Here is a 13,543-nt window from a genome sequence, read left to right as displayed (position 1 = left end):
ATAAAGAGGAGATTACAATGATTTTTGATACCCATGCCCATTATGATGATGAGGCATTTAATGAGGACCGGGATGCGGTCTTAAGGAGTCTTGCGGAACACGGCATTGAGGCCGTGGTAAACGTGGGTGCCAGCATCCAGACAACGAAAAATACACTGGAGCTGATGAAAAAGTATCCGTTCGTATACGGTGCAGTTGGTGTGCATCCAAGCGAAACTGCAGAGCTGAATGACCATCTTTTTGACTGGCTGCGCCATGTGGCCGAGGAGAAAAAGGTGGTGGCCATCGGTGAGATTGGCCTGGATTACCACTGGGATGAGCCGGAACCGGAGCTTCAGAAAGCGTGGTTTGTGCGTCAGCTGGGACTGGCTCGGGAGAAGAAACTTCCGGTCATCATTCATAGCCGTGACGCGGCTAAAGATACTCTGGATATCATGAAAGCAGAAAAGGCAGGGGAGATTGGCGGTGTAATTCACTGTTTCTCTTACAGCCTGGAGATGGCAAAAGAGTACCTGAACATGGGATTTTATCTGGGAATCGGCGGGGTGCTTACCTTCAATAACGCAAAAAAATTAAAAGAGGTGGTCGCTTATATGCCGCTCGACCGGATTGTGCTGGAGACGGATTGTCCGTATCTTTCCCCGGTGCCGAACCGCGGAAAGCGCAATTCTTCCCTGAATCTTCCATACGTGGTGGAAGAAATCAGCAGAATCAAAGATGTGCCGGCAGAGCAGATCATTGAGATAACAAACCGGAATGCAAAACAGATGTATCGGCTTTCATTGTAATCGAAAAAATTGTGTGATAAGATAAGATGAAATATAAGTAAACAGCCGAAACAGGAGAATTATAGAATGAGAGAAAAACTTGGCAACCCGAAGAATACCATCGAGGTGATCCAGAAATACCAGTTTGCTTTCCAGAAGAAGTTCGGACAGAACTTTCTGATCGATCCTCATGTACTAGATAAGATCATTGGGGCAGCAGGTGTGACAAAAGAGGATATGGTGCTGGAGATCGGCCCAGGTATCGGAACCATGACGCAGTATCTGGCAGAAGCGGCAAGAGAGGTGGTTGCGGTAGAGATTGATAACAATCTGATCCCGATTCTGAAAGAAACTCTGGCAGAATACGATAATGTCACTGTGATCAACGAGGATATTTTAAAGGTTGACATAAAAAAGCTGGCAGAGGAACACAATGGTGGACGCCCCATCAAGGTTGTAGCAAACCTGCCATATTATATTACCACACCGATTATTATGGGTCTGTTTGAAAGCAATGTGCCGATCGACAACATTACGGTTATGGTACAGAAAGAGGTGGCAGACCGCATGCAGGTGGGACCTGGCTCCAAGGATTATGGTGCCCTGTCACTGGCAGTGCAGTATTACGCAGAGCCATATATTGTGGCAAATGTACCGCCGAACTGCTTCATCCCGCGGCCAAACGTAGGTTCTGCGGTGATCCGTCTGACCCGCCATAAAGAGATGCCGGTTCAGGTGGCAGATCCGAAGCTGATGTTCCGTCTCATCCGCGCTTCCTTCAACCAGCGCAGAAAGACCCTGCAGAATGGTCTGAACAATGCGCCGGATGTTTCTTTTACCAAGGAACAGATCGTGGCTGCCATTGAAAGCCTGGGTGTACCGGCTACCATTCGCGGCGAGGCACTGGACTTACAGCAGTTTGCGCAGCTTGCAAATTTTTTTACGGAAAACTGTAAATAAACTGAATACGGATTTTGGACATAGCTCTTATTGCATCCGCATATATAGTAATGTACGTTCGGAATTTCCGGAGTACTATAATCGCGGAGGGGATGAGAGCTATGTCTGATTATCGGAGACTGATTTCGTACATATATGCCTATGAGGGCGGGGAAAAAGGAAAAAACATCGGCTTTGCCAAGATTGATATGCGTGGCCCCCAGTGCCGTATTCAGGTGAATGTGAAGAAAGTGTATGTGGGCAGCAGTGATGTGGGCGTGTATCTGCTTCATGCCGGCGGCGAACTTCTGCTTGGCCGGATTTTTATCCGCGGCGGTGCCGGAGAATTCCGTACCCAGATACAGTCGGAGAATGTGGATGGTTCCGGTCTGCGTGTGGATGACTGCTATGGGCTTACCATCCATGAGCTGGAAAATGCCTGGCAGAGTTACACGACCATCTGGGAGGATGCGGTGGCACAGACGGCAGAAATTCAGCTGGCAGAGGTGACGGCGGAGAATCTGAGAAAACAAAAGGAAGATCAGGAACTTACGGTTTCCGCAGAAATTGAGCGGGAACTGGAAGCAGAGGAGCAGAAGCTGGAGGCTACGGCGCCCTGGGGAGAAGAAAATGAAAATGTGGATAAGGACAGCTCAGAGCCTGCAATGCAGCAGGAAACTCTCCAGGAGGAACCGAAGTCCCTGGAACAGTCTCAACAGGCTCCAAAAGAGCAGCAATCTCAGTCCTGGGGCCCGGAGGATACCGCTCGTCTTGCCGAGCTGGACCGTGAAGAAAATGAGGAACTGGCTGACACCAATATCTGGAAGAAGATGAGTGATCTGTATACCAAGGTTCTGGCTTTTGACTATGATAACGGCTGCGAGATCCTGTCCATCAAACCACAGGATATCGGTCTTTTGCCGAGGGAGGTCTGGACCTATGGCAATAACAGTTTTCTTCTTCACGGCTACTATAATTACCGTCATCTGATTCTGGCAAAGCTTCTGGAGCCGCAGCAGCCGCCCAGGTATCTTCTTGGTGTGCCCGGCCATTATTTCAGCAACGAGAAATATATGGCGTCCATGTTTGGCTTTCCTCATTTTGTGCTGGCCAGGAAACAACCGCAGGGAGATGGGCGTTTTGGATACTGGTATACGGATATCCGGCTGTAAGAGAATGAAAGAATGATTTGCCTCTTCCTTAACAGAAGACTTTCCGCTATACTGATAACAGAAAATATCTGGCTATGGGCTACGATGTCGGAAAGGAAGGAAATGTGGCAGAAGAAAAAAGAACAGAAGAAATATCAGAAATAAAGCAGGAGCCATCGGTATCACCGGAGGACATGCGTTATATGAAAGAAGCCATCCGGCAGGCGAAAAAAGCGGCAGCTTTGGGAGATGTCCCTATCGGCTGCGTTATCGTCTATCAGGACAAGATCATTGGCCGTGGCTATAACCGCCGCATGGCAGACAAGACCGTACTGGCTCATGCGGAGATTCTTGCCATGAAAAAGGCCTGTAAAAAGATGGGGGACTGGCGGCTGGAGGATTGTACCATGTATGTGACTTTGGAACCGTGCCCCATGTGTGCAGGAGCCATTGTGCAGGCACGCATTCCGCGGGTTGTGATCGGATGCATGAATCCAAAGGCAGGCTGTGCCGGTTCTGTTCTGGACATGCTCCATGAAGAGGGCTTTAATCACCAGGTACAGACCGATATCAATGTGTGCCGGGAAGAATGCTCCGGCATGCTATCGCAGTTTTTTAAAGATCTGCGCAAAAAACGGGCAGAAAAATAAATTACACAGGAGAAGGGGGATTCTTATGAAACGAAGTGAGATCAATGCAGCATTAAAGGAAATGGAGCAGATGGTTCAGAAATACCGGTTTGCGCTTCCTCCATTTTGCAATTTTACACCGGAAGAGTGGGGAAAGAAAGGTCATGATTATGACGAGATCCGTGATAACATGCTGGGGTGGGATATTACGGATTATGGACTGGGGGATTTTGACAAGGTTGGATTTTCGCTGATCACGATCCGCAATGGTAATCTGAATATGAAGGACAAATATACGAAAACCTATGCGGAAAAGCTGCTTTATATCAAAGAAGGGCAGTACTCACCCATGCATTTTCACTGGTCCAAGATGGAGGATATCATTAACCGCGGCGGTGGTAATGTACTGATTCGAGTATACAATTCCACAAAAGAGGAAGACCTGGACAAAGTTCATGATGTGCATGTGCATGTGGATGGGCGGGAAATGGTGGTTCCGGCAGGAAGCCAGGTGCGTCTGACGCCGGGTGAAAGCATCACGATCTATCCTTATATGTATCACGACTTTGAAGTGGAGAAGGGAAGCGGTCCGGTCCTTCTGGGAGAAGTCAGCCAGTGCAACGATGACAACACAGATAACCGCTTTTACGAGAAGATGGGAAGATTCCCAAAGATTGAAGAGGATGAAAAGCCGTATCGCCTGCTTTGTACTGAGTATCCGGCAGCAGAATAACCGGAGAAGCAGATTTCAAAGGAAATATGGAGGGATGATACCATGTACGATGTGATTGCCATTGGAGAACTTTTGATAGATTTTGCGACTCAGTCCGCAGATGCAGAAGGCTATCCGACCATGAAGGCGAATCCGGGCGGAGCACCGGGGAATTTTCTGGCAGCCTTGAGCCGGTATGGCGCCAGAACAGCATTTCTTGGCAAGGTGGGGGACGATGCATTCGGAAAGCTGTTGCTTGAGACTATGCAGAAAGCAGGAATTGAGACCAGGGGGATTGTGGTGGACGACTCTGTGTTTACCACATTGGCGTTTGTAACGTTTTCCCCGGAAGGAGATCGTACCTTCAGCTTTGCCAGAAAGCCCGGAGCAGATACCCGGCTGTCGTTTGAGGAAATAGATTGTTCCATGCTCGATGAGGCATCGGTAGTCCATTTTGGAACACTGAGCCTTACTGATGATCCGGCGCGCACAGCAACAAAGAAGTGTGTCGAATATGCCAAAAAGCAAGGAAAACTGATTACCTTTGACCCAAATCTGCGGCCTCCGCTCTGGAAAACACAGGGTGAAGCGAAGCAGCAGATCCTGTGGGGGCTTTCTATGGCTGATGTGGTAAAAATCAGTGATGAGGAGGCAGAATTTCTCTGGGGTACAGCAGATGAAAAGCATGCTGCAGAGGTTCTGCTTTCCGAGTACGGCGTCCGTCTTGCTATGATTACGATGGGGCCGCGGGGCGCGTATCTGGCAAACCGGAACGCCGGTGCGTATGCTGTATGTCCGGCCGTGACACCTGTTGATACCACAGGTGCAGGTGATATTTTTGGAGGAAGCGCCGTTTCCAGACTTTTAAAGATCGGGAAGAAACCGGAAGAACTGGATGAGAACGAACTTTTCAGCATCGGACGGTTTGCATGTACTGCAGCAAGCCTTTCTACCATGAGACAGGGCGGCATTCCCAGCATTCCGGAAGAACAGGAAGTACTGGAGCAGATGTAGTCCTTGACAAAAGCTGTGTTTCTGGAGTATACTAAACAGGCATTTGCGATGAACCATGCAGATGCGCACAAGAACAAGTCAAAAAGCTTCCGCGCAGCCGGGGAGATAGCGGTGCCCTGTATCTGCAATCCGCTCCAGCAGAGGTGATATCCCGCCTCGGATGCGAACTTGCAGGGCTGCCCCTGGTAAGCGGCGTTGACGTTTGGGTCTTGCGCAACAGAACCTCATGAACCGTGTCAGGGCAGGAATGCAGCAGCACTAAGTGAGTCATTCTGTGTGCCGCAAGGAAGCCTGGACCGAGCTGGCTGCCAGGGTAACGCCTGTGAGCCGTATACAAAGCGGGATGCGCGGATTTAAAAAGAATAATAACAGGTGTATCTTCGGACAATGAAGATATACCTGTTTTTTCTGTCTATCTTTACCTATCTTTTCCTAATAAAAGATGGACAAACGAGAAAGCAGTGTATTATAATGTAACGAGCGAAAGTGAGCCAAAAACGTGCTTGCACGGTTGTGGCGAACGGCGAGGCAAACGAGTGACGGAGTCACGAGTAGCAGAATGGGGAAATTTTCCCTATGTTCACGAAAAGTAAAGAAAGAAGGGTGTGTCTTCGATGAGAATTGGAATGCTGACCAGCGGCGGCGACTGCCAGAGCTTAAATGCAACCATGCGCGGTGTGGCCAAAGCGCTGTATAAGATGTTTGAAGATGTAGAGATCATTGGTTTTGAAGATGGCTATAAAGGCCTTATGTACGCAGACTACCAGATCATGAAACCTTCGGATTTTTCCGGAATCCTGACAAAGGGCGGAACCATCCTCGGAACGTCAAGACAACCGTTCAAGCTGATGCGTGTTCCGGATGAGAATGGTCTGGACAAGGTAGAAGCCATGAAGCACACATACCGGAAACTGAAACTGGAATGTCTGGTGGTGCTGGGTGGAAACGGAAGCCAGAAAACGGCCAATCTTCTGAGGGAGGAGGGCCTTAACGTGGTATCCCTTCCGAAGACGATCGATAATGATCTCTGGGGAACTGATGTGACCTTCGGCTTTCAGAGCGCCATCAATGTAGCAGCAAATGCCATCGACTGTATCCACACAACTGCGGCATCCCATGGTCGTGTTTTTATTGTGGAAGTCATGGGTCATAAGGTTGGCTGGCTGACGCTGTATGCCGGAATTGCGGGCGGAGCAGATATCATCCTGCTTCCGGAGATTCCATACGATATCAATGTCATTGTTGAGGCGTTAAAAGAGCGCAGCAGACAGGGTAAACGCTTCTCTATTCTGGCGGTTGCGGAAGGCGCGATCTCCAAAGAGGATGCGATATTAAGCAAGAAAGAATTAAAAGAAAAGAAAAAGAATCAGGTGGTATATCCGTCCGTAGCATATGCGCTTGGCGCTCAGATTACGGAAAAAACCGGACAGGAAGTCCGCGTTACCGTTCCGGGTCACACGCAGAGGGGCGGGGAGCCGTGCCCTTATGACCGGGTGCTTTCGACCCGTCTGGGCGCGGCAGCAGCCAAACTGATTCAGGAAAAGAAATACGGTTACATGGTAGCAGTGAAGAACAACGAGATCACAGAGGTTCCGCTGGAAGTGGTTGCCGGCAAGTTAAAGACGGTAGACCCAAACTGCTCCATGATTCAGGAAGCCAAGATGATCGGAATCAGCTTTGGCGACGAATAACGGCATTCATTTCGGACTGCCGGAAGCAAGGAGTTAAGGAATATGTCATACACTGCACTGTACCGCAAATGGCGCCCGGTGGAATTTGACGATGTCAAGGGCCAGGATCATATCGTGCAGACTTTGAAAAACCAGATTACCAGCGGACGTATCGGACATGCGTATCTGTTTTGCGGCACCCGCGGAACCGGCAAGACTACCATTGCAAAGATCTTTGCCAAAGCGGTTAACTGTGAGCATCCGGTGAACGGAAGCCCATGCAACGAATGCGCGGCCTGCAAGGCCATTGCATCTGGAAGTTCCATGAATGTGGTGGAAATTGATGCGGCATCTAACAATGGTGTTGAGAACATCCGTGAGATTCGTGAGCAGGTTCAGTATCCGCCTACTGAGGGAGCATACCGGGTCTACATCATCGATGAGGTGCATATGCTTTCTACCGGCGCGTTTAACGCGCTGTTAAAAACCCTGGAGGAGCCGCCGTCTTACGTAATCTTCATTCTGGCGACCACGGAGGTGCACAAGATTCCGGTCACAGTCCTGTCCAGGTGTCAGCGCTATGATTTCCGACGTATTACCATTGACACCATTGCGGCACGTCTGCGGGAACTGGCTGATGCAGAGGAAATCCGGGTGGAGGAAAAAGCTCTGCGTTATGTGGCCAAGGCGGCAGACGGCTCTATGCGAGACGCGTTAAGTCTTCTGGACCAGTGTGTGGCGTTTCATTACGGCAGTCTTCTTACCTATGACAATGTGCTGGAGGTGCTTGGCGCAGTAGATTCAGGCGTGTTCAGCGAACTGCTTCGCGCCGTGCTTGCGAAAGACACCACAGCATGTATGAAAAAACTGGAAGAGATGGTCATCCAGGGCCGGGAACTGGGACAGTTTGTCACAGACTTTATCTGGTATCTGAGAAACCTTCTCGTATTAAAAACTGCGGATGACGCGGAAAACATGCTGGATATGTCGGAGGATAACTTAAAGCTTCTGAGGGAAGAGGCAGAGATGATAAGCGGAGAGACGCTCATGCGCTTTATCCGGATCTTTTCTGAACTCGCTAATCAGATCCGCTATGCCAGTCAGAAGCGCGTGCTTATTGAACTGGCGCTCATTAAGCTGACCAAGCCGCAGATGGAGCCGAATCTGGATTCTATCCTGCAGCGTCTGGATGAGCTGGAAGACCGGATGGATGAAGGAGTTCCGGTCAATGCGGAGATGATGCAGCAAATGGCGGCCCGGATGGGAACGCAGGGAGCAGCAGGCACAACGATCACGACGGCGGCAGAACCGGTACAGGCACCGCAGCAGGTGGTCATTCCGCGTGCGCAATTAGAGGATTTAAACCTCATCCGCCAGGACTGGGGAAAAATCATCCGGGAACAGGGTGGTTCTATCCGGCCGAGCTTCCGCGACACAGTTCTGGAGCCAAGCGGCGATAGCTGTCTGTGTATTGTGTTTTCCAACAGCGATAACTATGCGATCGGAAGCCGTCCGACGGTTCTGGGGGCATTGGAGAAGTATATAGAAGAGCAGTATGGCAAGACCATGTATTTCAAAGCGCGCATGCGCAACGCCGGAGAGCGTTTGAACACCATCTACGTCAGTGATGAAGAACTGAAAAACGCGATCCATATGGATATTACTATTGAAGATTAGTAAAACAATTCAGATATAGAAAACAGGAGGAGTAATTGATCATGGCAAAACGTGGAGGATTCCCGGGCGGTATGCCGGGCAATATGAATAACTTAATGAAACAGGCGCAGAGAATGCAGCGTCAGATGGAAGAGACTACCAAAGAGCTGGAAGAGAAAGAGTACAGTGCGTCCGCAGGTGGCGGTGCAGTCACTGTAACGGTTTCCGGTAAAAAAGAAGTACTTTCTGTGAAACTTGCGGAGGAAGTGGTAGATCCGGATGACATCGAGATGCTTCAGGACCTCATTGTGGCGGCAACCAATGAGGCACTTCGTAAGATGGAGGAAGAGTCCCAGGCAGCTATGTCAAAGCTGACCGGAGGTTTAGGCGGTTTGGGCGGAGGCTTCCCATTCTAAAATGGATTATTACAGCAAACAGATCACAACACTGATCGAAGAATTATCAAAGCTTCCGGGGGTTGGAAGCAAATCGGCCCAGAGACTGGCATTTCACATCATCAATATGCCGCAGGAGCAGGTGGCAAGCCTGGCGGGAGCCATTACGCAGGCCAAGGCCAACATCCGTTACTGTAAGGAATGCTATACGCTGACGGATCAGGAACTTTGTCCCATCTGTAGCAGCGACAGGCGCGATCACAAGACCATCATGGTGGTGGAGAATACCAGAGACCTGGCTGCTTACGAAAAGACCGGAAAGTATGAAGGTGTGTACCATGTACTGCACGGAGCAATTTCTCCGATGCTGGGTATAGGACCCAATGACATCAGGCTGAAGGAGCTTATGCAGCGTCTTCAGGGGGACATAAAAGAGGTGATCATTGCCACAAATTCAAGCCTTGAGGGCGAGACCACGGCCATGTATATCAGCAAGCTGATCAAACCGACGGGGATCCGCGTAAGCCGGATCGCAAGTGGTGTGCCGGTGGGCGGTGATCTGGAATATATTGATGAAGTAACCCTGCTGAGAGCCCTGGAAGGGCGCGTGGAGCTGTAAGCCGTTGGCAAGAAAGGAGTGCAGAAGATGGATAAATACGAGTTCAACATAAAAGTAGAACAGATCAGAAAATTAAGTAATCAGGGCGATTTTGAGACGGCCATGAAGATTGCGGATACCATTGACTGGAAAAAAGTTCGCAATGCCAATCTGTTGTCTATGGTTGCTAATGTATATGAGAAGAACCATGAGTATCAGGACGCGAAGGATATCCTGCTCATGGCTTATGAGCGTGCGCCGATCGGTAAGCGCCTGCTTTACAAACTGACAGATCTTTCTCTGAAGGAGGGAAATGTCGAAGAGGCCAATGCATATTATCGTGAGTTCTGTGATCTGGCGGGAGATGATCCGCGTCAGCATTTGCTCCGCTATATGATCTTAAAGGCTATGGACGCGCCGATTGAGCAGCAAATCCATTCTCTGGAAAGTTACACGGAAGAAGAACTGGACGAAAAATGGCTGTATGAACTGGCTGATCTGTATCATCGTGCAGGCGACGCAAACCGCTGCGTGGCAGCATGTGATAAGATTATGCTGATGTTTGGTCTGGGCAAGTATGTAGACAAGGCTATGGAACTGAAAATTCAGTATGCGCCGTTAAACAAATACCAGATGGACCTGGTGGAGAATCGGGACAAGTATGAGGAGAAACTTCGCGCAGTGGAACAGGCTTTTGAGGCGGAAGATTCTGTGGATAATGATGAAGAACTGCCCGATCAGGACCGGACTGTTGAATCAGAAATAATGGAAACTTCGACAGAGCCGGATGTGGTGGCTGAGGAAACTGCAGAAATTGAGAATACGGATGAAGAAAATCAGGATGTCAGCATTACCCCGGATCTGTCTTATGGAAAAGAAGTGATCGCGGCTCAGGTGAAACAGGCTGAAGCTGAGGCACAGCTTGCGAAAGAGGTGTCGCGGATAGGTACTGATGAAGTAGAAGAGAATGAAAGTGATCTGGGCAAGACCCGTGTACTTGATTCCATCCGCCGTATGCCGGCGGCAGAGCAGAATGCAGTTGCAGCGCAGGAAACTCCAGAACCGGAGGCAGAAGAAGAGCTGGAGGTGGAAGAGCTTGAGGAAGAGCCGGAGCTTCCGCGCATGACCAATCATCTGATGATTGAGGCGCGTTCTCCTGAAAAGGGCATGGAGATTGCCATTCAGACTTTGAAGCAGATTCAGAAAGAGACTGGAGTCAAGAATCCGGTGGCAAAGATTACTGGTTCCAAGCTGAATAAGCGAGGAATTCTTGCCTGTGCAGATAAGCTGAGCGGAAAAGATCTGATGATTGAGGAGGCTGGAGATTTAACTCCGCAGATGATCGGAGAACTGGAAATGCTTATGACCCGTGATACAAGCGGCATGCGCATTATCCTGATCGATAATCCAAAGCAGATGGAGATGCTGCATGCGCAGAATCCATCTTTGGCAGATAAGTTTGAGTGCATCGGCTGTGATTATCCGCCGGTGCAGGATGCAGAACCGGAAGTTCAGTCCGAAACAGTTCGTGAAGACCAGGCGGATGCGCATTCTGAAGCTGGAGCAGAAGACCGCCCGGTACGCCGCATTGCTCCGGTCAGCGAAGAAGCAATGCGTGCGCCGGAACCGGAAGTGGAAGAGAAGGATACGGAAGAAGAGGCAGCAGAAGAGGAAGAAATGGGCATTGATGAATTTGCTCAGTACTGCTGTAAATATGCATCGGAAATCGATTGTAGCATTACCGGCAAGAGTATGCTTGCGCTTTATGAGCGGATTGAAATCATGGAAGAAGATGGCATCCCGCTGGTCCGTAAAGAAGCGGAGGCTCTGATTGAGGAAGCTGCAGATCGTGCGGAAAAGCCATCTCTTGGAAAGGCCATCAAGGGATTGTTTTCTTCCAAGTATGACAAAGACGGTATGCTTATTTTAAAGGAAGAGCACTTTATATAATGAGAACAGATATCAGATTAATAGCCTTGGATTTAGACGGGACGCTTCTGGATAGCCAGAAGCGTCTCTCTGCCAGGAATGAAAAAGTATTGCGGGAATGTATTGCCCGCGGAATTTATGTTGTGCCCTGTACCGGACGTATCTGGAGCGGAGTGCCGGAATTTCTGCGCACTTTGCCAGGAATTCAATATGCCATTACGACGAATGGTGCTATCGTGGAAGATGTAGAAAAACACAAAATCCTGGATGAACGCAAACTGAGCTGTGCGCAGGCGATCGAGATTCTGGAACTGGCAGAAAAATTCCACACGATGTATGATGCATATGTAGATGGCTATGCTTATGGTGAACGCCGTTTTCTTGAGCATATGGATGAGTATGCGATTCCGGATACGATCCAGAACATGATCCATCAGACACGCCGGGAAGTTCCGGATGTAATAGAAAAGGTCCGCGATACCGGACTGCCGGTAGAGAAGATCAATTATTTCTTTGGAGATCAGCAGGAACGGGCACGTGCCAGACGGGAGCTGCAGGAACGCGGTGATGTAATTGTCAGTTCATCCCTGGATAATAATCTGGAGATCAATGCGCAAGGAGCAACCAAAGGGGAAGCAATACTTCGACTGGCGAAACATCTGGGACTGAGCAGGAAGCAGACTATGGGATTCGGTGATGGGGAAAATGACATGACTATGATCCGCATGGCCGGTATTGGCGTTGCCATGGGCAATGCGGTGGAAGCGCTGAAAACAGAAGCGGATTATGTTACAGTGACCAATGACGAGGACGGGGTGGCAGACGCGATTGAAAAGCTCGTGCTTTCTGCTGATTAAAATTTTGGATGCGGTCAGCTTGTGAGAGTAGAAGAAGACCGTAATACATGGAATATGGCAGAATGGAGCGGAAAATGGATTTTTTAACAGAACACTGGCTGTCTGTGGGTGTGGGCGTATTCTGGCTGTCTATGGTTCTGTATGGGCATTACAGAGGGCTGGTGCGCATCGCTGTGACGATGTCAGCTTTGATATTAAGCCTGATTGTGACGCGGGTGGCAATGCCTGGTGTCACAGCAGCATTAAATAACAATACTGCGATTCATCAGACGATTGGACAGGGACTTCTGCACATGGCGGGAGTTCAGGGTGATGCGGAAAATGAAGCGGAGGTACAGCCGTCTTATCAACGGGATATGATAGAAAAATTGAAATTGCCCGAGCAGATGAAAGAAGTGCTGCTTGAAAACAATAACAGCGAAATCTATCAAATGCTGGGAGTAGAACGTTTTTTTGATTATCTTGGTTCTTATCTGGCAACCATGATTATACGGGTCCTTGGATCGGGGATCCTGTTCTCAGTGGTTTTTCTGTTTTTCCGTGTTGGAACGCACTGGCTGAATCAGATTGCAAGGCTGCCGATCCTGTGGGAACTGAATCAGCTGGCTGGTGCGCTGCTGGGGGCGGTGGCTGGCCTGCTGTTTATATGGCTGGCTGGGCTGGTGATCAAAGCTTGCTCCGGAATGCCGTGGACACAGCCACTTCTGATGCAGATTGAAGCAAGCTGGTGGCTTAGCCTGTTGTATCAGAATAACTTGTTTAACTGGTTGTTCATTCGCATTTTAACTGGTTTTTTGTAAGGGAAAATAGTGTGGAGAAGGGGCTTTGGATGCATGCTTGCATTTGCAGCTCCTTTTTTACGATAAAATAAGATAAAATTTGGAAAAACCGTTGACAAACCAGCAGTAAAATGATATAGTATAACTCACCCGCGAAAAACAGCGTAAGGGTAAAAAAGAAAAAATAAAAAGTTGTTGACAAACGCGTGAACATCTGGTAAGATATAACACGCTGCTGAAAACAGCAAAGCGAATCTGAAAGGATTCAAAAAGAAATTTAAAAAAGTTGTTGACAAAGCGAAAACGATGTGATAAAATATTGAACGTTGCCGCTGAGAACAGCAACAACATGAACCTTGAAAATGAAAGATTGAACAGTGTTTAAAACCCTGAAAATTCTAATAAAAAAGAGTCCTGGTTGGACATCTTTGAAATGAGATTTCAGAA

General features: G+C 48.9%; 12 protein-coding genes, 1 other RNA gene and 1 pseudogene. All 14 read left to right on the top strand.

Translation table 11 applies throughout. The features are described 5' to 3' along the window. Positions 1-17 precede the first annotated feature (17 nt). The 14 genes and pseudogenes from ACMP1L_RS10875 (at position 18) to ACMP1L_RS10810 (ending at position 13,117) form a co-directional block, all read left to right on the top strand. Positions 18-788 (top strand): TatD family hydrolase, encoded by a 771-nt coding sequence (locus ACMP1L_RS10875; protein WP_418453029.1) that lies wholly within the window; start codon positions 18-20, stop codon positions 786-788. A 66-nt stretch (positions 789-854) separates the two neighbouring features. Beyond that, positions 855-1,727: a 16S rRNA (adenine(1518)-N(6)/adenine(1519)-N(6))-dimethyltransferase RsmA gene (rsmA, locus tag ACMP1L_RS10870; RefSeq protein WP_418453028.1), complete on the top strand. Its 873-nt coding sequence runs from the start codon at positions 855-857 to the stop codon at positions 1,725-1,727. 824 nt (positions 1,728-2,551) lie between these two features. After that, positions 2,552-2,878 (top strand): annotated as a pseudogene (locus ACMP1L_RS14090) (DUF6128 domain-containing protein); the annotation flags it as partial. 173 nt (positions 2,879-3,051) lie between these two features. Then, positions 3,052-3,507, top strand: a complete 456-nt coding sequence (gene tadA, locus ACMP1L_RS10860; protein WP_118733448.1) for a tRNA adenosine(34) deaminase TadA — start codon at positions 3,052-3,054, stop codon at positions 3,505-3,507. Positions 3,508-3,532: 25 nt separating this feature from the next. Continuing rightward, positions 3,533-4,219, top strand: coding sequence for a D-lyxose/D-mannose family sugar isomerase (locus ACMP1L_RS10855; RefSeq protein WP_118733417.1), 687 nt, complete (start codon positions 3,533-3,535; stop codon positions 4,217-4,219). Positions 4,220-4,261: 42 nt separating this feature from the next. After that, the gene (locus tag ACMP1L_RS10850) at positions 4,262-5,212 is read left to right on the top strand and encodes a carbohydrate kinase family protein (protein ID WP_118733416.1); all 951 of its coding nucleotides are present in this window, start codon (positions 4,262-4,264) and stop codon (positions 5,210-5,212) included. Positions 5,213-5,301: 89 nt separating this feature from the next. Further along, positions 5,302-5,563, top strand: an RNA gene (gene ffs / locus ACMP1L_RS10845) — signal recognition particle sRNA large type. 263 nt (positions 5,564-5,826) lie between these two features. Continuing rightward, positions 5,827-6,903 carry a 6-phosphofructokinase gene (locus ACMP1L_RS10840; RefSeq protein WP_418453025.1) on the top strand — a complete coding sequence of 359 codons (1,077 nt, stop codon included), beginning with the start codon at positions 5,827-5,829 and terminating at the stop codon, positions 6,901-6,903. Positions 6,904-6,945: 42 nt separating this feature from the next. Continuing rightward, positions 6,946-8,559, top strand: coding sequence for a DNA polymerase III subunit gamma/tau (dnaX, locus tag ACMP1L_RS10835; protein WP_177304308.1), 1,614 nt, complete (start codon positions 6,946-6,948; stop codon positions 8,557-8,559). A 41-nt stretch (positions 8,560-8,600) separates the two neighbouring features. Next, a complete protein-coding gene (locus ACMP1L_RS10830) occupies positions 8,601-8,954 on the top strand; it encodes a YbaB/EbfC family nucleoid-associated protein (RefSeq protein ID WP_118733412.1) in 354 nt (117 codons plus the stop codon). 1 nt (position 8,955) lies between these two features. Next, positions 8,956-9,552 (top strand): recombination mediator RecR, encoded by a 597-nt coding sequence (recR, locus tag ACMP1L_RS10825; RefSeq protein WP_418453024.1) that lies wholly within the window; start codon positions 8,956-8,958, stop codon positions 9,550-9,552. A gap of 27 nt (positions 9,553-9,579) precedes the next feature. Beyond that, positions 9,580-11,481, top strand: coding sequence for a tetratricopeptide repeat protein (locus ACMP1L_RS10820; RefSeq protein ID WP_418453023.1), 1,902 nt, complete (start codon positions 9,580-9,582; stop codon positions 11,479-11,481). Beyond that, complete coding sequence (locus tag ACMP1L_RS10815) at positions 11,481-12,317, top strand: Cof-type HAD-IIB family hydrolase (RefSeq protein ID WP_177304311.1); 837 nt, start codon at positions 11,481-11,483, stop codon at positions 12,315-12,317. Before ACMP1L_RS10820 ends, ACMP1L_RS10815 begins: the two co-directional genes overlap by 1 nt. A gap of 47 nt (positions 12,318-12,364) precedes the next feature. After that, a complete protein-coding gene (locus ACMP1L_RS10810; protein WP_418453022.1) occupies positions 12,365-13,117 on the top strand; it encodes a CvpA family protein in 753 nt (250 codons plus the stop codon). Positions 13,118-13,543 lie beyond the last annotated feature (426 nt).

Origin of the sequence: Ventrimonas sp. (assembly GCF_048380235.1) — a bacterium.
Classification (GTDB): Bacteria; Bacillota; Clostridia; order Lachnospirales; family Lachnospiraceae; genus Brotaphodocola.
The sequence above is the reverse complement of the archived record's forward strand: the minus strand, read 5'-3'. Positions and strand labels throughout refer to the sequence as shown.

Bases quoted from the DNA above. Each gene is read 5' to 3' on its own strand.
- ACMP1L_RS10875 (WP_418453029.1), top strand. From the start codon at position 18: ATGATTTTTGATACCCATGCCCATTATGATGATGAGGCATTTAATGAG.
- rsmA (WP_418453028.1), top strand. From the start codon at position 855: ATGAGAGAAAAACTTGGCAACCCGAAGAATACCATCGAGGTGATCCAG.
- tadA (WP_118733448.1), top strand. From the start codon at position 3,052: ATGCGTTATATGAAAGAAGCCATCCGGCAGGCGAAAAAAGCGGCAGCT.
- ACMP1L_RS10855 (WP_118733417.1), top strand. From the start codon at position 3,533: ATGAAACGAAGTGAGATCAATGCAGCATTAAAGGAAATGGAGCAGATG.
- ACMP1L_RS10850 (WP_118733416.1), top strand. From the start codon at position 4,262: ATGTACGATGTGATTGCCATTGGAGAACTTTTGATAGATTTTGCGACT.
- ACMP1L_RS10840 (WP_418453025.1), top strand. From the start codon at position 5,827: ATGAGAATTGGAATGCTGACCAGCGGCGGCGACTGCCAGAGCTTAAAT.
- dnaX (WP_177304308.1), top strand. From the start codon at position 6,946: ATGTCATACACTGCACTGTACCGCAAATGGCGCCCGGTGGAATTTGAC.
- ACMP1L_RS10830 (WP_118733412.1), top strand. From the start codon at position 8,601: ATGGCAAAACGTGGAGGATTCCCGGGCGGTATGCCGGGCAATATGAAT.
- recR (WP_418453024.1), top strand. From the start codon at position 8,956: ATGGATTATTACAGCAAACAGATCACAACACTGATCGAAGAATTATCA.
- ACMP1L_RS10820 (WP_418453023.1), top strand. From the start codon at position 9,580: ATGGATAAATACGAGTTCAACATAAAAGTAGAACAGATCAGAAAATTA.
- ACMP1L_RS10815 (WP_177304311.1), top strand. From the start codon at position 11,481: ATGAGAACAGATATCAGATTAATAGCCTTGGATTTAGACGGGACGCTT.
- ACMP1L_RS10810 (WP_418453022.1), top strand. From the start codon at position 12,365: ATGGAATATGGCAGAATGGAGCGGAAAATGGATTTTTTAACAGAACAC.